This window comes from Acinetobacter sp. 1542444 (genome assembly GCF_000581835.1).
Lineage (GTDB): Bacteria > Pseudomonadota > Gammaproteobacteria > Pseudomonadales > Moraxellaceae > Acinetobacter > Acinetobacter pittii.
Genome location: NZ_JEYA01000001.1, coordinates 283550 through 304240, shown reverse-complemented (window position 1 = coordinate 304240; position 20691 = coordinate 283550). Strand labels below are relative to the sequence as shown.

At 40.0% G+C, this 20691-nt stretch carries 18 protein-coding genes and 3 pseudogenes; 10 read left to right on the top strand and 11 right to left on the bottom strand.

Features of this window, described 5'->3' with window-relative positions; all coding sequences use genetic code 11:
* Positions 1 to 20: 20 nt before the first annotated feature.
* The 3 genes and pseudogenes from J580_RS05860 to yghU all read left to right on the top strand — a co-directional run bounded on the left by J580_RS05860 (position 21) and on the right by yghU (position 2567).
* The gene (locus J580_RS05860; RefSeq protein ID WP_032003421.1) at positions 21 to 926 is read left to right on the top strand and encodes a LysR family transcriptional regulator; all 906 of its coding nucleotides are present in this window, start codon (positions 21 to 23) and stop codon (positions 924 to 926) included.
* A 120-nt stretch (positions 927 to 1046) separates the two neighbouring features.
* Positions 1047 to 1673 carry a glutathione transferase gene (yfcF, locus tag J580_RS05855; protein WP_032003420.1) on the top strand — a complete coding sequence of 209 codons (627 nt, stop codon included), beginning with the start codon at positions 1047 to 1049 and terminating at the stop codon, positions 1671 to 1673.
* A gap of 33 nt (positions 1674 to 1706) precedes the next feature.
* Positions 1707 to 2567 (top strand): annotated as a pseudogene (gene yghU, locus J580_RS05850) (glutathione-dependent disulfide-bond oxidoreductase).
* A gap of 37 nt (positions 2568 to 2604) precedes the next feature.
* Here the strand turns inward: yghU and J580_RS05845 are convergent.
* Positions 2605 to 3525, bottom strand: a complete 921-nt coding sequence (locus tag J580_RS05845) for a LysR family transcriptional regulator (protein ID WP_032003419.1) — start codon at positions 3523 to 3525, stop codon at positions 2605 to 2607.
* A 125-nt stretch (positions 3526 to 3650) separates the two neighbouring features.
* Here J580_RS05845 and J580_RS05840 point away from each other — a divergent pair, with 125 nt between their 5' ends.
* The 5 genes from J580_RS05840 (at position 3651) to J580_RS05820 (ending at position 9205) form a co-directional block, all read left to right on the top strand.
* Positions 3651 to 4388, top strand: a complete 738-nt coding sequence (locus J580_RS05840; protein WP_032003418.1) for an SDR family oxidoreductase — start codon at positions 3651 to 3653, stop codon at positions 4386 to 4388.
* Positions 4389 to 4626: 238 nt separating this feature from the next.
* Positions 4627 to 5136: a rhodanese-like domain-containing protein gene (locus J580_RS05835; RefSeq protein ID WP_032003417.1), complete on the top strand. Its 510-nt coding sequence runs from the start codon at positions 4627 to 4629 to the stop codon at positions 5134 to 5136.
* An 18-nt stretch (positions 5137 to 5154) separates the two neighbouring features.
* A complete protein-coding gene (epsC, locus tag J580_RS05830; RefSeq protein WP_081403544.1) occupies positions 5155 to 6096 on the top strand; it encodes a serine O-acetyltransferase EpsC in 942 nt (313 codons plus the stop codon).
* A gap of 240 nt (positions 6097 to 6336) precedes the next feature.
* Positions 6337 to 7269, top strand: coding sequence for a family 2A encapsulin nanocompartment shell protein (locus J580_RS05825; protein ID WP_001107594.1), 933 nt, complete (start codon positions 6337 to 6339; stop codon positions 7267 to 7269).
* The gene (locus tag J580_RS05820) at positions 7244 to 9205 is read left to right on the top strand and encodes a family 2A encapsulin nanocompartment cargo protein cysteine desulfurase (protein ID WP_032003414.1); all 1962 of its coding nucleotides are present in this window, start codon (positions 7244 to 7246) and stop codon (positions 9203 to 9205) included. The genes J580_RS05825 and J580_RS05820 overlap by 26 nt, the downstream gene beginning before the upstream one ends.
* A 394-nt stretch (positions 9206 to 9599) precedes the next feature.
* Here J580_RS05820 and J580_RS23765 read toward each other — a convergent pair.
* Together J580_RS23765 and J580_RS05815 are read right to left on the bottom strand one after the other, a co-directional pair.
* Positions 9600 to 9720: pseudogene (locus J580_RS23765) on the bottom strand (hypothetical protein).
* Between the two features lie 88 nt (positions 9721 to 9808).
* Positions 9809 to 10447, bottom strand: a complete 639-nt coding sequence (locus J580_RS05815; protein ID WP_032003413.1) for a LysE family translocator — start codon at positions 10445 to 10447, stop codon at positions 9809 to 9811.
* Between the two features lie 91 nt (positions 10448 to 10538).
* Between J580_RS05815 and J580_RS05810 the strand changes: the two genes are divergently transcribed.
* Positions 10539 to 11468: a LysR family transcriptional regulator gene (locus tag J580_RS05810; protein ID WP_032003412.1), complete on the top strand. Its 930-nt coding sequence runs from the start codon at positions 10539 to 10541 to the stop codon at positions 11466 to 11468.
* 48 nt (positions 11469 to 11516) lie between these two features.
* Here the strand turns inward: J580_RS05810 and J580_RS05805 are convergent, their stop codons facing one another.
* From J580_RS05805 to J580_RS05785, 5 genes are all read right to left on the bottom strand, one after another.
* Entirely contained in the window at positions 11517 to 12383 is an 867-nt protein-coding gene (locus J580_RS05805) for a cysteine ABC transporter substrate-binding protein (protein ID WP_032003411.1), read from the bottom strand.
* A gap of 82 nt (positions 12384 to 12465) precedes the next feature.
* Positions 12466 to 13326 carry a transporter substrate-binding domain-containing protein gene (locus tag J580_RS05800; RefSeq protein ID WP_021510695.1) on the bottom strand — a complete coding sequence of 287 codons (861 nt, stop codon included), beginning with the start codon at positions 13324 to 13326 and terminating at the stop codon, positions 12466 to 12468.
* Between the two features lie 30 nt (positions 13327 to 13356).
* On the bottom strand, positions 13357 to 14088 hold the full coding sequence (locus J580_RS05795) for an amino acid ABC transporter ATP-binding protein (RefSeq protein ID WP_032003410.1): 732 nt from the start codon (positions 14086 to 14088) through the stop codon (positions 13357 to 13359).
* Positions 14089 to 14090: 2 nt separating this feature from the next.
* Positions 14091 to 14756 carry an amino acid ABC transporter permease gene (locus J580_RS05790; protein ID WP_005076530.1) on the bottom strand — a complete coding sequence of 222 codons (666 nt, stop codon included), beginning with the start codon at positions 14754 to 14756 and terminating at the stop codon, positions 14091 to 14093.
* Positions 14746 to 15405 carry an amino acid ABC transporter permease gene (locus J580_RS05785; RefSeq protein ID WP_032003409.1) on the bottom strand — a complete coding sequence of 220 codons (660 nt, stop codon included), beginning with the start codon at positions 15403 to 15405 and terminating at the stop codon, positions 14746 to 14748. The genes J580_RS05790 and J580_RS05785 overlap by 11 nt, the downstream gene beginning before the upstream one ends.
* A 64-nt stretch (positions 15406 to 15469) precedes the next feature.
* Here J580_RS05785 and J580_RS22880 point away from each other — a divergent pair.
* Positions 15470 to 15580, top strand: a pseudogene (locus J580_RS22880) (hypothetical protein); the annotation flags it as partial.
* Between the two features lie 109 nt (positions 15581 to 15689).
* On the opposite strand, the gene J580_RS05780 reads toward J580_RS22880, so the two are convergent.
* The 3 genes from J580_RS05780 to J580_RS05770 all read right to left on the bottom strand — a co-directional run bounded on the left by J580_RS05780 (position 15690) and on the right by J580_RS05770 (position 20537).
* The gene (locus tag J580_RS05780) at positions 15690 to 15974 is read right to left on the bottom strand and encodes a GNAT family N-acetyltransferase (protein WP_005069864.1); all 285 of its coding nucleotides are present in this window, start codon (positions 15972 to 15974) and stop codon (positions 15690 to 15692) included.
* Positions 15975 to 16116: 142 nt separating this feature from the next.
* Positions 16117 to 17076, bottom strand: a complete 960-nt coding sequence (locus tag J580_RS05775) for a response regulator transcription factor (RefSeq protein WP_002114366.1) — start codon at positions 17074 to 17076, stop codon at positions 16117 to 16119.
* The gene (locus J580_RS05770) at positions 17076 to 20537 is read right to left on the bottom strand and encodes an ATP-binding protein (RefSeq protein WP_032003408.1); all 3462 of its coding nucleotides are present in this window, start codon (positions 20535 to 20537) and stop codon (positions 17076 to 17078) included. The genes J580_RS05775 and J580_RS05770 overlap by 1 nt, the downstream gene beginning before the upstream one ends.
* Between the last annotated feature and the right edge of the window lie 154 nt (positions 20538 to 20691).

Genomic DNA, 20691 nt, shown 5'->3' with positions numbered 1-20691 from the left:
GGAATAATTTATTCTTTATTATGCTTTCTCTAAAATCATTACAGTGCTTTGTTACGCTGGTAAAAACTAAAAGTTTTACCCGTACTGCTGAAGAGTTGTATCTGACTCAGCCCACCATTAGTAAAATATTACAGCAGCTTGAAGAGCAGCTTCAGGTACAGCTTTTGGTTAAACCCGATCATGGACGAAAAAGACAAATCGAGTTAACTGAAATTGGAGAGCGCATTTATCAACATGCAATCGAGCTTCTTCAGGCAGAACAGAACATCTTTCTTGAAATTGAAAACTACCAACAATTAAAAACAGGAACTTTAAAACTTGGCGTTCCGCCTTTAGGTTCGCAGCTTCTGACGACTGCCCTGTTTGATTATCATCAGCAATTACCAGATATTGAATTGGCTTTTATGGAGGTTGGTTCACGCGGTATTGAGCAAGCTTTGCTTAACAATGAGTTGGACGTTGGCGTTTTATTGCAGCCTTTTGATGAGCAAATCTTTAATAGCATTGAGCTATGTAACTACCCTTTAATGGTACTTTTACGCCGTGATGCCACTTGGGCAACCCGCAAAAAAATAAATCTAGAAGAGCTACAACACCAATCATTTTTAATGTTTCCTGAAAATTTTTCTTTGAACAGTATTATTCTCGATGCCTGTAAGCAGCATGGTTTTTACCCAACCATTGCTTGCCGTACCAGCCAATGGCACCTTTTGGCAGACATGGTGCTACAACGTATGGGAATCGCGCTTCTTCCTCAATATTATACGGACATGCTTGACCCGACTTTATTTGCAGCAGTGCCACTTGAGAAACCAAATATTCAATGGCACTTAGTGATGGCTTGGAAAAAGAATCTTCCTGTCTCACCAGCGGTACAGGCGTGGCTTAGTATTGTTCGTCAACATTTTCAGCACATTAAGCCCTAACGTTGAACACTGAAATGGCTTAATTCAAAAACCGATAAAGCTTTTCCACAAAAAAGCTACCCAATCTTGGATCAGCTCACTTAGACTAGATCCGATTGTTTTATGACATGGACAATAACAATGAATAATGAACATTTTAAGCTGTACACAGATTCACAATTTCTAAGTCCCTATGCGTTTACAGTTTTTGTAGGGCTACATGAAAAACAAATTCCATTTGAAATAGTGACCATCAACTTAGGCCAGCAAGGCCAGTTTGAAAAATCTTATGTAACAAAGTCATTAACTGCCAAAGTACCTGTACTTGAGCATAATGATTTTGCCTTATCAGAATCTTCTGCCATTTTGGAATATCTTGAAGAACTTTATCCAAACACATCTATTTATCCAAAAGATATTCAAGCACGCGCAAGAGCAAGACAAATTCAGGCATGGCTCCGATCGGACTTAGTTGCACTAAGAACTGAACGACCAACCGATGTTATTTTTATTCAGCCCAAGTCCACTCCACTTTCAGAAGAAGGTCTAAAAGCTGCGGAGAAACTTTTCTTTGTTGCAGAAAAACTTCTTGCGTCTGATGCCGAATTTCTTTTTGGTTCATGGAGCATTGTGGATGCTGAACTTGCATTAATGCTGCAACGCCTTATTCAAAATAGTGATGCTGTACCAGAACGTTTAAAAAACTATGCATTACAGCAATGGCAAAGACCGACCATACAGAAATGGCTTGCCTTGCGACATAAATAAATCCTTATATTTACACCAAACATGAGATAAAAAATGAGTGATTCAAACTATATTCCTCCACAAGTTTGGTAATGGACTGGAGAGAAAACCGATTTAAACCAACCTACTTCAGGTGCGCGTTACGAGCATACACTTCCGATAGGGAAACATCCGCTCCAGCTCTATTCTTTAGCAACGCCTAATGGTCAAAAAGTCACTATTTTGCTAGAAGAGCTTTTAGCGCTAGGACATCAAGATGCTGAATATGATGCTTGGTTGATTAAAATTGGTGAAGGACAGCAATTTGGCAGTGGCTTTGTAGAAATTAATCCCAACTCTAAAATTCCAGCATTGGTTGACCATAGCCAAACCCCGCCATTAAGAGTGTTTGAGTCTGGTTCAATTTTGCTTTATTTGGCTGAAAAATTTAAAGCGTTTATTCCGACTGATATTACTGCACGTACTGAATGCCTTAATTGGTTATTCTGGCAAATGGGTAGCGCGCCTTACCTAGGTGGTGGTTTTGGGCATTTTTATGCCTACGCCCCTGTCAAAATTGAATATGCAATTAACCGCTTTGCCTTGGAAACAAAACGCTTACTTGATGTATTAGATCAGCATCTAGCAAAGCATGAATATTTGGCTGGTTCTGAATATAGCATCGCTGATATTGCAGCGTTCCCTTGGTATGGCGGTCTTGTTAAAAACTGGGTGTATAACGGCGCGGAGTTTTTAGGTGTCGATCAATATAAAAATGTTCAACGTTGGGCAGATACAATTTTAGCGCGCCCTGCGGTACAACGTGGTCGTATGGTCAACCGTACCTTTGGTGATTTAGCTACACAGTTGCATGAACGCCATGATGCCAGCGATTTTGAGACCAAGACGCAAGATAAATTACAGAATCAGTCTTAAAAATATCATTCAGTTTTTGACTTACCCGCAAGATATTTCATTTTTGCGGGTATTCAAAGTTGGCAAAATAACTCGTATATAACTCACTCAGCCAAGCGACAAAAACTCGTACGCGTGGCGAGAGCTGCCGATGCTGCGGATATAAAGCAGAAACTGACATCTTCGGGATTTCCCACTCAGATAAGACCTCAACCAGTTGCCCGTCTTTTAATTCATTCGCCACATGATAGCGCGGTACTTGAATTAAGCCTGCCCCACGTAAAGCAGATAATACATAGTTTTCAGCGTCATTTACCGCTATCCAGCTTTTTAAAAAATAATCTTGTTTTTTGCCATTCACCATCAATTCAAATGGATAATTTCGCCCGCCTGATGTCGAAAAGAAATTAACACAATAATGTGATAATAAATCTTCTGGTTGCTGTGGTGTTCCATGTTTATTTAAATAGTCAGGACTTGCACAAATCACTTGCGGCATATCGACCAAATGTCTAGCAATTAAAGTGGAATCATCCAAACGCCCCGCTCTCACCACACAGTCTATCCCTTCCCGAATCAGATCAACTAAACGATCGCCTGTACTAATTACGAGTTCAATGTCGGGGTACAACGCGTGAAATTGATCGATATTGGGTAAAACAATTTTAGTTGCATGTGCGCCTGATAAATCGACACGTAATAAACCACGGGGCTGAGCAATTACATTGCGTAAAGATGATTCGGCATCATCGAGTTCCGATAATATTTGTGTACAACGCTCATAAAATGCCTGCCCATCTAGTGATGGTCTTACATGCCGAGTCGTCCGCTCTAGCAAACGGCAATGTAAATTATTTTCTAACTCCTTAATGGCATTACTTGCTGTAGCACGTGGGATATTCAGCTGATCGGCTGCCTGACTAAAACTACCCAGCTCTACGATGCGGGTAAAAAGTTGCAAGGTATCAAATTTATCCATGGTGCTATCTTTTAACCCTACCCATTATTAATTTATATGGAATTATCTTATCCAATTCTGATGATTTATCCCATATTTCTATATTATTAAAATAAGCCATACTTACTCAAACAGGCAATCTAAAAATGAATATTTCAAGAAAAACAGCTCTGGTTACTGGTGCTTCACGCGGTATTGGTCGCGCTATTGCTGAGCGTTTAGCTCAAGATGGCTTTTATGTCATTGTTAACTATGCTGGCAATAAGGTTCATGCCCAAGCAACTGTAGATCATATTATTGAGCAAGGTGGTCAAGCCTCTGCTATTCAAGCAGACGTTGCAAATGAACATGAGGTGAGTCGTTTGTTTCAAGAAGCTAAAGCCATTAACGGTCAATTAGACGTGGTAGTTCATAGTGCCGGTATTATGCCTATGGCAAAAATTACACCTGAAGGTCTGCCAGATTTCGATAAAGTAATTCATACCAATTTACGTGGTGCGTTTTTAATATTGGCGCATGCGGCCGAAACAGTTCCAGATGGTGGCCGGATTATTGCGCTTTCAACCAGTGTAATTGCTAAATCTTTTCCAGCGTATGGTCCCTATATTGCTTCAAAAGCAGGTGTAGAAGGTTTGGTACATGTGTTAGCAAATGAGTTACGCGGCCGAAATATTACAGTAAATGCTGTTGCACCCGGCCCGACAGGTACTGACCTTTTTTACAATGGAAAAACTGATGAGCAAGTGGCAGCAATTGCAAAACTCGCTCCCTTGGAAAGAATCGGAACACCTGAAGAAATTGCCAGTGTAGTTGCCATGCTAGCTGGCCCAGATGGACGTTGGGTAAATTCACAAGTCATTCGAGTAAATGGTGGATTTGCTTAATTTTAAAAACCGTGCGGATTATTTTAATCTGTACGTTTTTTTACTAAATAATAAAATTTCTTAAATCTATTTTATTTTAATAACTTTATAAGATTAACTAATAATATTTTATATAAAACATTCATCGCTCTTATTTATCAAAAAAATATATATAAATAGATATTCCTTATTTTTGCTTATATTTAAAAACGCGTAAATTGATCCTTAACAATCTAAATCAAAGATAAGGATATATTCAATGAACGCTAAATTAAATACTGAAACTCCGCAAAGTTTTATTTCAAATGGTTCAAATACATCCTTTTCAGCCGAAGAAATTCTTTATAAAGCACAGCAATATGCACAAGAACACGAACTAAATTTTAGTGGCAGTTTATCACCTGTTGATGCATGGCAACTCGTACAACAAGGAGAAGCCGTTTTAGTTGATGTACGTACTAATGAAGAACGTAAATTTGTAGGTTATGTCCCTGAAAGTGTTCATGTCGCTTGGGCAACAGGCACATCGTTTAACCGTAATCCACGCTTTTTAAAAGAACTCGAATCAAAAGTTGGTAAAGACAAAACCATTCTTTTGTTATGCCGTAGTGGCAACCGTTCAGCACAGGCAGCAGAAGCCGCATTTAATGCAGGTTTTGAGCACATTTATAACGTTCTTGAAGGCTTTGAAGGTGATCTAAATGAACAGCAACAGCGTAATCAGAAAAATGGCTGGCGCATCCACCAACTTCCTTGGCAACAAGACTAATACTTCAATCAATTTTCAGTGAATCAAGGAAAGCTTGTGACTCAATGGAACATTAATGCGGTTGTACAAGGTTTACAACAAGCAAGGCATGACTGGCGTCAGCAGCAGCATAGAACCAAAGAATTTGGGGGTCGTGAACTTCCATCTAAAGAAGCTTTAAAGGCCATTTTAGATGACCTGTGCGGGATTTTATTTCCAATGCGTTTAGGCCCTGCCGACTTACGTCAGGAAACTGAAGATTCTTATATTGCCTATACTTTAAATCGGGTACTAACAGCTTTACATGCTCAAGTACAACTGGCTTTAAATTATGAAGCAAAACGTCATTTGGGTCATTCAAGCCCAGTGCAGCAGCCACAAGAATTTGCTCAAACAATTGTGCAGGATTTTGCCAACACCTTGCCCTCTATACGACGTCTTTTAGACGGCGATGTGCGTGCTGCTTATGAAGGTGATCCAGCAGCACATAGTGTAGATGAAGTATTACTCTGCTATCCGGGCATATTTGCGATCATTTATCACCGAATTGCGCATCAACTCTATGCCCAAGTGCCTTTATTGTCTCGCATTATTTCCGAGTTGGCTCACTCTGCAACGGGTATTGATATTCATCCGGGTGCGCAAATTGGCAAAGGATTCTTCATCGATCATGGTACGGGTGTAGTGATTGGTGAAACTAGTGTCATTGGGGAACGTGTTCGTATTTATCAAGCAGTGACTCTTGGAGCAAAACGCTTTGAAACCAATGATGATGGCGCTTTGAAAAAAGACTATACACGCCATCCAATTGTTGAAGATGACGTCGTGATCTATGCAGGTGCAACCATTTTAGGCCGTATTACCATTGGTCGAGGGTCAATTATTGGGGGAAATGTTTGGCTAACCCATAGTGTGGCAGCAGGTAGTCAGATTTTACAGTCTCCTAATGAGTCTTATCAAAAAAATCATATAGCCGGTTAAAAACTATAGATGTGAAATAAATAGATAAGGAGATAAATAAACAAAGAACGTGCAGATTAATAAAATGCTTATTTCTAGTTTAAATATATTTTTATTTAGAAAATAGATAACTCATTAATAAGCTCAGTATTTAAAAAATTTATAACGCGATTTTAATTTTAAAACCAGAACTAATTCTAGTTTATATGCATCCTAGAATTTTTATTTTCAAAAAGCCAATGTAATAAGGAAAAATGATTCATGGCGAAAAATACAGACAAAGCCCAACTTGCACTTGGGGACCATGCGGCCCGTCAATTGGCCAATGCAACCAAGACAGCTCCCCAGCTTTCTACAATTACTCCCCGCTGGTTGACTCACTTACTTCAGTGGATTCCTGTTGAAGCAGGTATTTATCGCCTAAACCGTGTAAATAATACCGATGATATTCAAGTGGCTTGCACACAACGTGATGAAGCCACTTTGCCACAAACTTTTGTTGATTATGACCCTGAGCCACGCGAATACTTTTTAAATGGTGTATCTACAGTTTTAGATGTGCATACACGTGTAGCCGACCTTTATAGTAGCCCACATGACCAAATTAAAGAACAACTTCGCTTAACCATTGAAACCATTAAAGAACGTCAAGAAAGTGAGCTCATCAATAATCCTGAATACGGTTTACTGGCAAGTGTGACAGATGACCAACGTATTTCGACTTTAAATGGCCCACCTACTCCAGATGATCTTGATGACTTATTACGTAAAGTCTGGAAAGAACCGGGGTTTTTCTTAGCGCATCCTGATGCGATTGCAGCATTTGGACGTGAATGTACACGCCGTGGTGTACCACCTCCAACGGTTAGCTTATTTGGTTCGCAATTCATTACATGGCGCGGAATTCCACTCATTCCATCTAATAAAATTCCTGTAGAAGATGGCAAAACTAAAATCTTGCTGCTTCGTGTTGGTGAAAAGCGTCAAGGGATTGTTGGTTTGTTCCAGCCGGGTCTTGCTGGTGAACAGTCACCAGGGCTTTCAGTACGTTTTATGGGGATTAACCGTAACGCGATTGCGTCGTATCTAATCTCGTTATATTGCTCACTTGCAGTATTAACAGACGATGCTTTGGCAGTGTTAGATGATGTGGAGGTGGACAAATATCATGACTACCCAGTTAACTACAAGTAATCTGCAAGGTAGTCCAACGGGGCCTGAAGTGACTGGTGTTAACCCACCAGCCAACTTCCCTGATGAGTCCACCATTGCTCGACTTGCTAATGAGTTTTTTTCAGCATTACCAAGTTCAAGCAGTTCAGCTTCTCCATCGGGCCTTAACTTGGACTTACCTATCGGAGCGCCACCGCACCCACCACAACCGGGTGAACCATTTTCTGCACTCAGTGGTCGTGCGCCCAATATCGCCTTTCAGAAAAGTCTCAATCCGGAATATCCTGAGCATATTCCAAATTTGCCAGACTACCCTGAACGTCGAATTGTAGCGTCTGCGCCTGTGATTGGTGGAGCTAATTTGCCGCGCCCACCATTTGAGCCACATTTGCCACAAGCTGCTCATAGTGAACCCAATGTGCCACGCATTGAACCAAACTTACCCACTGGTGCAGGTGAATCACCTTATTATTTTTTAAATGATTTTTCTGCTCCCAATACAGCAGAACCGTCTGTTAAAGGTGTTGAAGATAATTATTCAGTTGCACAGTCTTTTCAGTTGCCACATGGTGACCAGCTGAAATCATTGCTGACGGAAGATCGTTTTGCAACAAACACGCCCACCCAAAGTTCGGCAAGCTCTGCATTTTATTTTTTAGACTTGCCTCAAAGTGGACAAAGTTATAGTCACTATCAACCATCGCAACCCACTTTTGTAGCAAGCAGTGCTCAACCACTCGATGTGCATGCCATACGTCGCGATTTCCCAATTTTACAGGAACGCGTCAATGGTCGACCTTTGGTCTGGTTTGATAATGCAGCTACTACACAAAAACCGCAGCGCGTGATTGATCGGATTGCTTATTTTTATCAGCATGAAAACTCAAATATTCACCGTGCTGCCCATGAATTAGCGGCTCGTGCAACCGATGCCTATGAGCATGCAAGAAATGTAGTGGCCCGATTTATTGGTGCACCCTCTTCTAAAGAAATTATCTTTGTTCGAGGAACAACCGAAGGCATTAATCTGATTGCAAAAACATGGGGTGAGCAAAATATTGGTGAAGGTGATGAAATTATCGTTTCTCACTTAGAACACCATGCCAATATTGTGCCTTGGTATCAACTCACTAAAAAAACTGGAGCGAAATTACGAGTCATTCCTGTGGATGACACTGGGCAAATTATTTTAGAAGAATTGCCAAAACTGATTAATGAGCGCACCAAACTGCTGTCGATTACTCAAGTTTCAAATGCTTTGGGTACAGTCACACCTGTTGCTGAAGTCATTAAAATTGCCCATGCCAAAGGTGTACGCGTTTTAGTTGACGGTGCTCAATCTGTTTCTCATATACCCACTGATGTACAAGCTCTTGATGCAGACTTTTTTGTGTTTTCTGGACATAAAGTGTTTGGGCCAACGGGAATTGGGGCGGTCTATGCAAAACCAGAGTTGCTAGAAAGTATGCCTGTTTGGGAAGGCGGCGGTAACATGATTCAGGATGTAACCTTCGAACAAGTGGTTTACCAACCTGCACCAAACAAGTTTGAAGCTGGTACTGGGAACATTGCCGATGCTGTTGGTTTAGGTGCTGCACTTGAATATGTCGAAAGTCTAGGCATTCATAACATTGCTCGCTATGAACATGATCTACTCGAATATGGTCAAAATGCACTGAGCAGTGTGTCTGGTTTACGTCTGATCGGAACCGCACATCATAAAGCCAGTGTTATGTCCTTTACCTTACAAGGCTATTCAACTGAACAAGTCGGTAAAGCTTTAAATCAACATGGCATTGCCGTACGTTCCGGGCACCATTGTGCACAGCCAATTTTACGCCGTTTTGGTGTGGAACAGACCGTGCGTCCGTCTTTGGCTTTTTATAATACGACTGAAGAAATTGATTTATTGGTGTCGGTGTTACATCAACTGACGCGTAATAGGCGTACTAGTTAAATTTATTTTTTTGAGAAAAGACTGCTTTTGGGCGGTCTTTTTTATGGATTATTTATTAAAACTACTTGAGCTCAAAAGTTATATATGAAGTAACAAGTCAAAGTAGCTATTACAGTGGAGTCTTATTATTTTAAATTCGATTTCTGAATTAGCCTTCGGCTAGACTTACTTTGGTTTCGCCCAAAGTAAGCAAAAGCATTTTCATCTGCAAAACCTGTCCTCTTCTTATATCTAATCGATATATCGCAGAAACATAAACTATTTAATACCACGCAGGTTGCAGATGATTTTAGCTCGAATTAAGAGTCATCAATAGTTCGGACAACTCAAAGTAGTTATCACTGCGGAGTCTTGTTATTTTAAATTCGATTTCTGAATTAGCCTTCGGCTCGTGCTAAGAGTCATCTACAGCCTGCCCATAATTTATAAAAATAATGTTTTTGCAACATTTCCTGATAGATGAAAACAGTAAACAGGTTCTGTAGATGACAAAGTTTTTTGGTTACTTTTTCCAAAAAAAGTAACAGAATTAGCTACTTTATTATGACGTATAAACGGTAAGACTCCGTCGCGCCACCCCATCCACTTATAAATAAAACCAACTTAATTAAACAATCCCCAAATCAATCTCAATGCAATTCCAATCAACAACAATCCCATTACCCTCTCAAAATAAACCCCAAACTCCAAAAATCTTTTACGTACGATAGGCTGTGCAAACAGTACACTCACCACCATAAACCAAATGGCATTGACCATACACATCCACACACCATAAAAAACCTGAACTTTCATTGGTGTGGCCGTACTTACAATCGTCGTAAAGATTGCCAGAAAAAAGATAGTGGCTTTTGGGTTTAATGCATTGGTGAGAAAACCCATGGTAAACGCTTTAAATAAACTCGGCGTATCACCGTCTGCTTGGCCATTTATCTCAATATTAGTATTTGGCTGGCTACGTAAACACTGCCATCCTAAATACACTAAGTAAGCTGCCCCTGCTGTTCTGATCAGTGACATGAGCCATTCACTTTGCTGAATCAAAAAGCCAATACCAACGAGTGTATAAAACACATGTACTGAAATCCCGACACCAATACCAATTGCAGTCAGACATCCAATTAAATAGCCATAACGTACACTTTGCCTTACCGTAATCACAAAATCTGGTCCTGGTAAAATCACCGCCATAAAGTGAATAAGAGCTAGCGTTAAAAACTCATGTCCATACAACTGCCACATAACAATTTAGTTTCCTGAAAATCACTTAAAAGATTGTATTGCGATTTTTTAGACGCGATAATCCAATCAAAATCCAAATAACTTTTGCCTCATGAGCACAAATCAAAGTCTGGTTCTGTTAAATGAAATGGCGACTTTCGTTAAGGTTGTCGAGTCGGAAAGCTTTTCTGAAACTGCACGCCAGCTTGGTACAACACCTTCTGCTGTGAGCCGCGCGATTGATCGATTAGAACGTGCTTTAGGCACCCGCTTACTGTATCGAACTACGCGGAAACTTCGCTTAAGTGAAAGCGGACAACAGGTTTATCAACGTTGTTTAGATATGGTGAATGCTGCACAAGCAGTCATGGAAAGTTCGGGCCAATTTCATGTCGAACCCGAAGGTATTATTCGTATGAGTGTTCCGAAAGCTGTGGGACATTTTATGATTCATCCGCATTTACCCGAGTTTTTAGAACGCTACCCGAAAATTGATATACAAATGCTTTTAGAAGATCGCTATGTAGACCTGATTGATGATGGAGTAGATTTAGCACTTCGAATTACAGAGCAACCACCAGGTGGCCTTATGGGTCGAAAGCTGATTGATATTGATCACTTGGTTTGTGCTACACCTGAATATTTGTCCAAGCACGGTACACCGAACCATCCTCATGATTTAAAGCAGCATGAATGTATTTACTTGGGCGAACAAGCCAGTGACTCAAAGTGGAAATTTCAACAAGGAAATAAATCGATCAGTGTGGCTGTGCGTGGCCGTTATGCAGCAAACCATACGGGTGTGCGTTTGAGTGCTGCATTACAGCATTTAGGTATTGCGAGCTTGCCGTACTTCGTTGCACGCCATGCTCTACAACAAGGTACCTTAGTTCAGGTTTTACCAGATTGGTATTTTAAGACCTATTATAGCGGTGGGCTGTGGTTACTCTACCCACCGACACGGCATGTCCCACCTAAATTGAGTGTATTGATTCAATATTTGGCAGATAAATTAGCAGCAGAGCCGACTTTAAAAATCTAGTCGACTCCTAGCTCGAGCAAATCCTATCTAGAGTCCTCTTTGTTAGAATTACTCAACCAATAGATCTTTTGGATTAATCGTATCGCCATAAACTGGTTTTAACGTTTTTTCATAAGCCTGATGAATCACACCTTCTTTTGCCAGTTTCTCTAAGTCTTGGTTCAACCAGCCCAGTAACTCTTTATCGCCTTTTTTCACTGCTGGTGCAATTAAGTCCTGCTCACCTAAATTAGTAATGCCAACAGTGTAATTTGGATTTTCTTTGGCCCAAGCTAAAACCAGCAAGTTATCATGTGCAAGCGCAGCACCACGACCATCTTTTAAAGCATCAAAAGTTTCAGTGTTTTGCTCATACTTTTGTAGTTTAATCTCAGGATGAGTCTTGGTGAAGAATGAATCAGCCGTTGTACCTTTGTTTACCAGCAAGGTTTTATCTTTAAGTTGAGCCACATCGGTAATTGGTTGGCTTTTAGGAGAAACCACACCGAGCGCCACTTTTAGGTAAGGCTTAGCAAAATCGACCACCTCTTTACGTTCTGGGGTAACAGTAAAGTTTGCAAAAATAATATCTACTTTATTGGCTTTTAAATATTCGACACGGTTAGCTGCTTCAGTTAAAACGAACTCAACTTTGTTTTCATCACCGAGTAGATCTTTAGCGACATGCTTGGCAATCTCTACATCAAAGCCTTGGTTTTTACCTTGAGCATCTAAATATCCAAACGGCGGTTTATCACTAAATACGCCAATTCGTACCACACCATTCTTTTTGATCTGTTCAATACTTGACGTAGTTTGTGTGGTATCGGCCGATTTTTCAGTAGACTGAGTTCCTTTATCACATGCAACCAAACCCAAACTCAGTAAAGATGCAGCCAAAATATGCTTCACGTTTTGAAATGTTAATGTTGTCATTATTTCACCCTATCGTTCTTGTAAAAGTCTTATTTAGAATCACAGCGCCTACTTTTAGGCACTGCTCTAGCGATATCGAAAATTATTGGCCTACGTCTAAAAACACATTCGGATTAACCGAGTCACCGTAAATTGGTTTCAAGGTTTCATCATAAATTTTCTTAATTTCACCGCTTGTTCTGAGCTGCTTGATTTCAGTATTGAGCCAATTCAATAGTTGGGTATTGCCCTTTTTAACTGCCGGTGCAATAAACTCTTGATCACCAATAGACTGAATACCCGCAACATAACTTGGGTTCTTCGCGGCCCATGCCAAAGCATACGTACTATCTTGTGAAATTGCGTCACCACGACCGTCGGTTAAAGCTTTGAAGGCATCCGAGTTTCTTTCAAACTTGAGTAAATTCACTTTCGGATAATGCTTGGTAAAGTAAGTATCCGAACTTGTGCCTTTATTTACGATTAAGGTTTTACCTTCTAATTGAGCAATGTTAGTAATCGGCTTGGCTTTAGGCGAGACAATCCCAAAAGCCCCTTTTAAATAAGGCTCAGCAAAATCTACAACTTCCTTACGTTCAGGGGTTACTGTAAATGTCGCGAATACCACATCGGCACGATTTGATTTTAAAAACTCCACCCGATTTGAAGCTTCAGTCACAATAAACTCAACTTTCTTTTCATCACCAAGCAAATCTTTAGTCACCCGTTTTGCTAGAGCTACATCGAAGCCCTGATTATTCCCCGCACTATCTACATAACCAAACGGCGGATCATCGGCAAAAACAGCAACGCGTAGAACCCCATTTTTTTTGACTTGTTCTAAAGAATGGTCTTCTTGAGCATTACTTGCCTGTTCAGTTGATGGCGTTTTACTACATGCAGTTAACAACACCCCAGCAACGGCAAGACTGCTTAATATTTTTATTGAATTACGTTTAAACATTCACTTCCTCATGATTCAAATAATAAAAATTTAGTACGACAAAATATTTAGAAAGGCTTTCGCTCGTTCTGTTTTCGGCTGTTCAAAAAATTCTTCTGGTGAAGCCTGTTCAATAATCTTGCCCTTATCCATAAAAATAATGCGGTCAGCAACCTTGCGGGCAAAGGACATCTCATGTGTCACAATCAACATGGTCATTCCTTCATTCGCCAATTTAAGGACTACATCAAGCACTTCCCTAACCATTTCTGGGTCAAGCGCAGCAGTGATTTCATCAAGCAAGATGACTTTAGGTTGCATGACCAGTGAACGAACAATAGCGATACGTTGTTTTTGTCCACCTGAAAGTTGGCGTGGATAATCGAGCTTTCGCTCATATAGCCCGACTCGCTTTAGCAATTCATCTGCTACTTGTTCAGCTTCATCACGGTGACGTTTTTGTACTTTGAGTGGTCCGAGCAAGATGTTGTCAATGACGTTCATATGCCCAAACAGCTCATAGTTCTGAAAAACCATGCCAATTTTTTGACGAGCGTTAGTCCAGTCCACATCTTTACCGAGTATACCTGAGCCAGTTAAACGAATTTCACCACCCTGAATCGGTTCTAAGCCGTTAATACAGCGCAATAAGGTACTTTTCCCACAGCCCGATGGACCTAAAATAACAACCACTTCTCCTTGTTCTACATCCAGATCAATGCCCTGTAAAATATGACTTTGTGCAAATGATTTCTGTAATTGTTGTATCGATAACAAAGGCATAATTACTCCCAGACCTTTTCTAAATGTGCCGCCAAACGAGATAAGGGATAGCAAATCAGAAAATACAAAATAAAAATAAAGCCATAAATCCAAAGAGAAGCGCTCGGCACGGTCAACAGCGAATTTTCAATAATTTGCTGGCCAACTTTAATGACCTCAACCACACCAATCAGGACTGCCAAAGAGCTGGTTTTCACCATTCGGGTAAATAAGTTAATCGCGCCTGGTGTTACTCGTTTTAGACTTTGCGGAAAAATGACATAGATCAAAGCTTGAACATGAGTTAGTCCGAGCGCATAGGCCGAATCGCGTTGATGTTGGTCAATTGAAGTAATGGCTGCACGAACCAAATCGCCCATTTCTGCTGTACCCCATAAAACAAACACAACAATGCAGACCCACATTGCGGAAAACTGCCAGTTAAACCATGTCGCAAAGCCGAAATAAAACACAAACAGCAAAACTAAAATTGGAATGATTCGGATCGCTTCTAGATACAGGCGGCACAGCGATTTAACGACTATGTTTTTAGAAGTCATAATGACGCCGAAAACTGTGCCAAAAATTGCAGAGAAAAACACTGAAATAAATGCAATTTTTGCAGTTGCCCAAAGTCCCCACATTAAACGTTCGAGGTGACTCGCTTGAAATAGATAATCAAGTTCCATGGCTCACCTTCCGACTTCTGTGCTCCAGATAGCTGGTTAAAATAGACACGGGCAATAAAATAATGAGATAAGCCATGATGAGTAAAAACAAAGCTTCTGTGGTTTTATAGTCCATGCCAATTAAGTCTTTGGTGACAAAAAGCAGTTCAACAACAGCAATGGCACTAACTACAGAACTTTCTTTAATCAGAAATAGACAATTTGCCCCTATTGCCGGAATTGAAATGGCAAGTGCTTGAGGAAAAATGACATATCTAAAAATTTGAGTCGGTTGCAAACCAATACTTTTTGCAGAATCAATCTGCCCTTTTGCAACAGATTGCAAACCTGCTCGGAAAGCTTCGGCCATATAGCTCCCACCTAAGAAGGTCAGTCCGATCACACCACAGGCGAAACCATCGATTTTGATGCCAAGCTTTGGCAAACCGTAATACAAAAAGAACAGTTGAATTAATAAAGGGGTATTTCGAGATAACTCAATATAGAACTGGGCAATTCTATTTAGCACCCGCACGCGATATGTGATTAAAATGCTGCAAATTAGCCCTACAATAATTGCCAAAATAATGCTGATAATTGAAATTTTCAGCGTGGTCAAAATTGCAGAGAAAAATTGCGGCAACACACTATGGATATACTGCCAGTTCAAGGAAAATTCCAAAAAATAATATTAAAACGTTATAAATATTTAGCTTTCGTCAGCCATTAAATATTTGTGTAACGAGTTTATTTTTTTCCCAATTGGTCTAAAACTATTTTTATTAGATAAGCTTTTCTATAAGTTTGATAAATTCGATCTGGCAATCGAAAATCTTCAAATCAGTTGGATACAACTGCTTAAAACATATTCACTAAAACAAAGATGAGTAATAAAACCAATAAAAAATCGGACACCAACGCCCGATTTTTATTAAATGATTTTCAATTTATTGCTTATTTTCTAAGTACATCACCAATGCTTGGGTCTTTATCAAAAACCGATTTTGCATATGGGCAAAGCGGAATTACTTTTACGTCTTTTTCACGAACAAAAGCTACCAAAGCATCAAGTAATTGGCGACCTACGCCTTGTCCCCGATAATTTTCATTTACATCTGTAGCGTCAATAATCAGCATGCCTTCGCCTGCCCATGTATAAGTCATTTCACCCGCAACGGTTTCACCATCAAGTAAGCTAAAGCTGCCGTGTTTTGCATCATCTTTTTGTTGAATATTCACAATGAATTCCTCGTATTATGGCTCAAATTTATTTAAAAATGACTTTATATATCTTTATCTATAAGAACAAATTTAAGTGTAAAAAAATAGACTATTTTTAGCAGTGAGTCTGTATGCTTTTTAAATACAATCGTCAATTAAATTAGTGAAACTCTTGCACCAGACTATTAATGTGCGCCACAGCAGCAGTTCGGTTTTCAACGCAAAGTTTTTCAAAAATATGCTCTAAATGTTTGTTTACGGTCCGTGGACTAAGCTCCAAAATTTCTGCAATATCTTTATTGGTTTTTCCTAACAACAACCAATGCATGACTTCTGCCTCACGTTGAGTCAACTGTGGGCAATATTTCAAAATATCAGCCATTTCTAAAGCTGGCGTAGAAGTCTTGATTTGTATCAGATAATTTTTTGCCACACTTGGCTCACTTTCCCACGGCGTGAGCAATAAAAGCTGTAATTGCTGAGATGGTGTCGAATAAGAACAGCTGGTTAATTTTTTTGGGTCTTTTTCATGTTCCAAATCTGAAAACCAAGCTTTTAAGCCTGCTTCAAAACCTTCTAATTCAGGTAAATATTGATTCAGTAAATCATTGGCTTTTTGAGTTTTCCAAACAATTTTACCGTGAACATCTAGTGCAAGAATTGCTGTTTCCGTTGCATCAATCACCTGTTTTTGTTGCTGCAATAGTTTGGCATGTGCCAAATGTGTTTTTACTCTTGCTAATACTTCTTCAATATTCAAAGGTTTGGTTACATAGTCCACCCCACCGACCTGAAAACCACGCACAATATGCTCTGTCTCAGACAAACCTGTCATAAAAATGACGGGAATAAACTGTGTAATTGGGCTCGCTTTAAGCTGTATACAACTTTCAAAACCGTCCATATGTGGCATATTGCCATCAAGCAAAATCATATCCGGTAAGCAGCGGTGGGCAATTTCAATTGCACTTAACCCATCAGTTGTGACAAGCACGCGATAACCTGCCTGATCCAGACTTTCATGTAACAAGCCTAGATTTTCTGGCACATCATCCACAATCAGAATAACAGCTTGCTCATTTGGCGAAGCTTGCTGAAAAGAAACATGTTGCGTACTCATTACTTATCCTGAATTAATCGTTGCGCGTGTTTTAAATCAAACTTTTGAATAGCCTGTTCAAGCTGTTCCCATAACTCATTATGCTCCGGAAAATTTTGACGGCATTGCATTAAAGTCTGTTGAATTCCTCGAATATAACCCTGTCCAATTAAATCATTTAACTGTTGCAAGCTTTGCGGTAAATCAAGCAGATCATTATTTTCTGGTTGTTGAATTGGTGTATGAACAGCAGCTTGCTCTTGCTTATATATATTTAAATCGAGTGCTTGAACTTCTTTATTTTCAAGGAGTGTCTCTGATTTGGAATCAATCCACACCAAGCCCAATTTATCTCCAATTTTACTCAGCAACAAATTGAGATCGATTGGTTTTAGCATAAAGTCTTCACTTAAGACCGCATCTTGTGGATTGACTTCGCGCTCGCCTGCATTGGCTGAAATAATTAAGATCGGCACATTGGTAATATTATTCTGACGCAATAATCGTGCTGTTTCCCACCCGCCCATCAAAGGCATATTTAAATCCATCAAAATCAGGTTAGGTTGAAAAATAGGTACTCGTCTTAAACAGTCAATGCCCGATTCGGCTTCTTCAATCATAAATCCCAAAGGTTTGAGAAAATTAGCGACTAGACCTCGGTCCACCGCTTCATTATCAACAACCAAAATTCGTTTTCGTTCGCCTTGATAGCCTGTAATTTGGTTGGAGTAAACATTTGAAATTGGATGAACTACTTCTTTTGAAGGTAAGTAAAACTTAATCTTAAATTGTGAACCCAGATTGAGCTGACTACTCACAGATAGCTGTCCACCGAGTAAATCGACCAATAATTTTACAATGGGTAGCCCGAGTCCTGTTCCGGTAAATCCGCCTTGCACTACATTGCTACCCCGTTCAAACGGGTTAAAGATTCGCTCTAAATCTGCCTCGACAATACCACAGCCCGTATCTCTAATTTCAAAATAAGCCGTTTGAAAACGGTACTCAACTTTTAAAGTAATTGTACCGCTTGACGTAAACTTTAAAGCATTGCCCAGCAAATTGATGAGCACTTGCTCTAAGCGTTTTTTGTCGGTACGGACATAGTGCGGCAGGTTATCTCCAATTTCATAAACAAACTGTAAATTCTTCTGTTTAAACTGCGGCTGGAACATTTGAATAATCTGTTCAATAAAATTTGGGAAATGAACGTCCACTACATTTAAAGAAATCTTGCCTGTTTCAATGCGTGCTAAATCTAGTAAACCATCAATCAATGAAGTCAAATGCTGCCCACTACGGCTAATCACCCCAAGCGCCATTTTGCCTTGTTCTGAAAGCTGCTCTTGTTTTTGAAGTAATTGACTATAACCTAAAATACTATTTAGAGGTGTTCTTAGTTCGTGACTAATGCCAATGACATAACGGCTTTTTGCATCATTTGCTCGCTCTGCTGAAATTCTGGCATCTTGCAGATCTTTTGAAGTGACTTCATGGGCAGCAATTTCATCAATCAATAATGCTGTTTGCTGATGCGTTTCGATTTCGGCATTACGACGGCTTTCATCGTTTAACACTAACCACCATGCAGCAACGCTCATTAATAAAAATAAAATGGTGTAAATTTTGACAAACAGTGTAAATAACTGAGGAACGGCTGCGGCATTAATGGTTTCTAAATAGGTTTTTTCTTGGATATAAACCAGACTTAAACTCACTGCCAAAACAATAGACAGCCCTAGAGTCAACAATAAATACAAACTGACCCTGCTATTTAAACGGCTCGCCCAACGTTCTGGTAAATAGTGCCAAATAGCTTTTTTGAGTTGTACTGACCAACGTGCATCGGGTTTACATAAATCGTGACAGCGTGCTTCAAGTGAACAGCATAGAGAGCAAATCGTACCGTTATAGGCTGGGCAACCCGCCATATCGGCAAGTTCATAGTCCCGTTCACACACAACACAGTTAGCAACCGAAGTCGCCTGAATTTTTTCAGGTTGGCGTGCAATGTAATATTTGCCTTTAGTTAGGTAAGCAATAACAGGAACACATAACACCGCGCTCCCTAGAGCAATGAAACTCGCCAATCCTTTTGCCATCAATCCGAAAAAACCCAAATAGCTCAGCATCGATAACACTGAAGCAATCAGTAAGGCGCCCACGCCTACGGGATTAATGTCATATAAATAAGCACGGCGAAATTCAATTCCTTTCGGGCTTAGACCTAAAGGCTTACAGATAATTAAATCGGCAACAACGGCGCCAATCCATGCCAAAGCAATATTGCTATATAGTCCCAAAATGCGTTCAACCGCATGGCTAATTCCCATTTCCATCAAAACAATGGCAATAAACACGTTAAAAAGAAGCCAGACAATTCGTCCCGGATGGCTATGAGTTAAACGAGCAAAAAAGTTTGACCAAGCTAAAGAGCCAGCGTAGGCATTGGTCATATTAATTTTAATTTGTGCCAAGCAAACCAGTGCTAGAGTCAATATTAAAGCAAGCTGAGGGTTTGGAATAAACTGTTGATAGGCGACCCAATACAGATAAGTCGGATTGTCTAGTTCAGAGACAGGAATAAACAGCTGAAAAGCCAACACCATCAGCAGCATGCCCATCAAAACTTTTAGAAAACCAAAAATAATCCAAGATGGACCACCTAAAAAAACGGCAAAACGCCATGCAGTTCTGTTCTTTTCTTTTTGCGGTAAGAAACGTAAATAATCGGCCTGCTCACCAATTTGGATCACAAATGAAAAAATAAGAGTGCACGCCGCACCAAAGTAATACAGATTAAAATCGGTCGAGTTTGAAACCGCACCAACAAAATGCAGGCTACTACTTAAAATTTGTGGCTGCTTCCAAAGTACAAAAAACCATGGTAATAACAGCAATAAAAGCCAGATTGGTTGTGTGATTGCCTGAACTTTATTAATAAAACCAATGCCTTTGACCACTAAAGGCAAAATCACTAAGGCAGAAATTAAATAACCAATAACTTGCGGAATGCCTAAAGCAAGCTCAAGTGCCATTGCCATAATTGCGGCTTCAAAGGCAAGCAAAATAAAGGTAAAGCTGGCATAAATTAGAGATGTAATGGTCGAGCCAATGTAGCCAAAACCTGCACCACGAGTAAGCAGATCAACATCTACATTATATTTTGCGGCGTAGTAACTAATCGGCCAACTGGTTAAAAATATAATGGTACATACGACAATTGCTGCCCAGACTGCATTGCTAAAGCCATACTGCCAAAGCATGGTCGCCCCAATGGCTTCCATCGCCAAAAAGCTGACTGTTGAAATTGCGGTATTGGTAACAGTCCAAGGTGACCATTTTCTTACTGAGGTAGGTGCATAGCGGAGCGCATAATCTTCGATACTTTCATCTGCCACCCAAATATTATATTCACGGCGTGTTTTGATCACACGTTGTGGCGCTTGTTGGGGGCGTGAAGAATCTGGCATAACACTCATGTTTCGGATGTGGCTGCATTAAACCCAGCAATCCTTATGCCAAAAGTCATTTATCATGGCGATTTTCTCAAATACGCACATATACGCAAAATAACGTATTTTCAATTTTTCCCAAAAATCACACACTCAAAACCATCAAAAAACAATGATCAAT

Bases quoted from the DNA above. Each gene is read 5' to 3' on its own strand.
- J580_RS05825 (WP_001107594.1), top strand. From the start codon at position 6,337: ATGGCGAAAAATACAGACAAAGCCCAACTTGCACTTGGGGACCATGCG.
- J580_RS05775 (WP_002114366.1), bottom strand. From the start codon at position 17,076: ATGAGTACGCAACATGTTTCTTTTCAGCAAGCTTCGCCAAATGAGCAA.
- J580_RS05805 (WP_032003411.1), bottom strand. From the start codon at position 12,383: ATGACAACATTAACATTTCAAAACGTGAAGCATATTTTGGCTGCATCT.
- J580_RS05815 (WP_032003413.1), bottom strand. From the start codon at position 10,447: ATGTGGCAGTTGTATGGACATGAGTTTTTAACGCTAGCTCTTATTCAC.
- J580_RS05845 (WP_032003419.1), bottom strand. From the start codon at position 3,525: ATGGATAAATTTGATACCTTGCAACTTTTTACCCGCATCGTAGAGCTG.
- J580_RS05810 (WP_032003412.1), top strand. From the start codon at position 10,539: ATGAGCACAAATCAAAGTCTGGTTCTGTTAAATGAAATGGCGACTTTC.
- J580_RS05860 (WP_032003421.1), top strand. From the start codon at position 21: ATGCTTTCTCTAAAATCATTACAGTGCTTTGTTACGCTGGTAAAAACT.
- J580_RS05770 (WP_032003408.1), bottom strand. From the start codon at position 20,537: ATGAGTGTTATGCCAGATTCTTCACGCCCCCAACAAGCGCCACAACGT.
- yfcF (WP_032003420.1), top strand. From the start codon at position 1,047: ATGAATAATGAACATTTTAAGCTGTACACAGATTCACAATTTCTAAGT.
- J580_RS05840 (WP_032003418.1), top strand. From the start codon at position 3,651: ATGAATATTTCAAGAAAAACAGCTCTGGTTACTGGTGCTTCACGCGGT.
- J580_RS05820 (WP_032003414.1), top strand. From the start codon at position 7,244: ATGACTACCCAGTTAACTACAAGTAATCTGCAAGGTAGTCCAACGGGG.
- J580_RS05790 (WP_005076530.1), bottom strand. From the start codon at position 14,756: ATGGAACTTGATTATCTATTTCAAGCGAGTCACCTCGAACGTTTAATG.
- J580_RS05800 (WP_021510695.1), bottom strand. From the start codon at position 13,326: ATGTTTAAACGTAATTCAATAAAAATATTAAGCAGTCTTGCCGTTGCT.
- J580_RS05795 (WP_032003410.1), bottom strand. From the start codon at position 14,088: ATGCCTTTGTTATCGATACAACAATTACAGAAATCATTTGCACAAAGT.
- J580_RS05835 (WP_032003417.1), top strand. From the start codon at position 4,627: ATGAACGCTAAATTAAATACTGAAACTCCGCAAAGTTTTATTTCAAAT.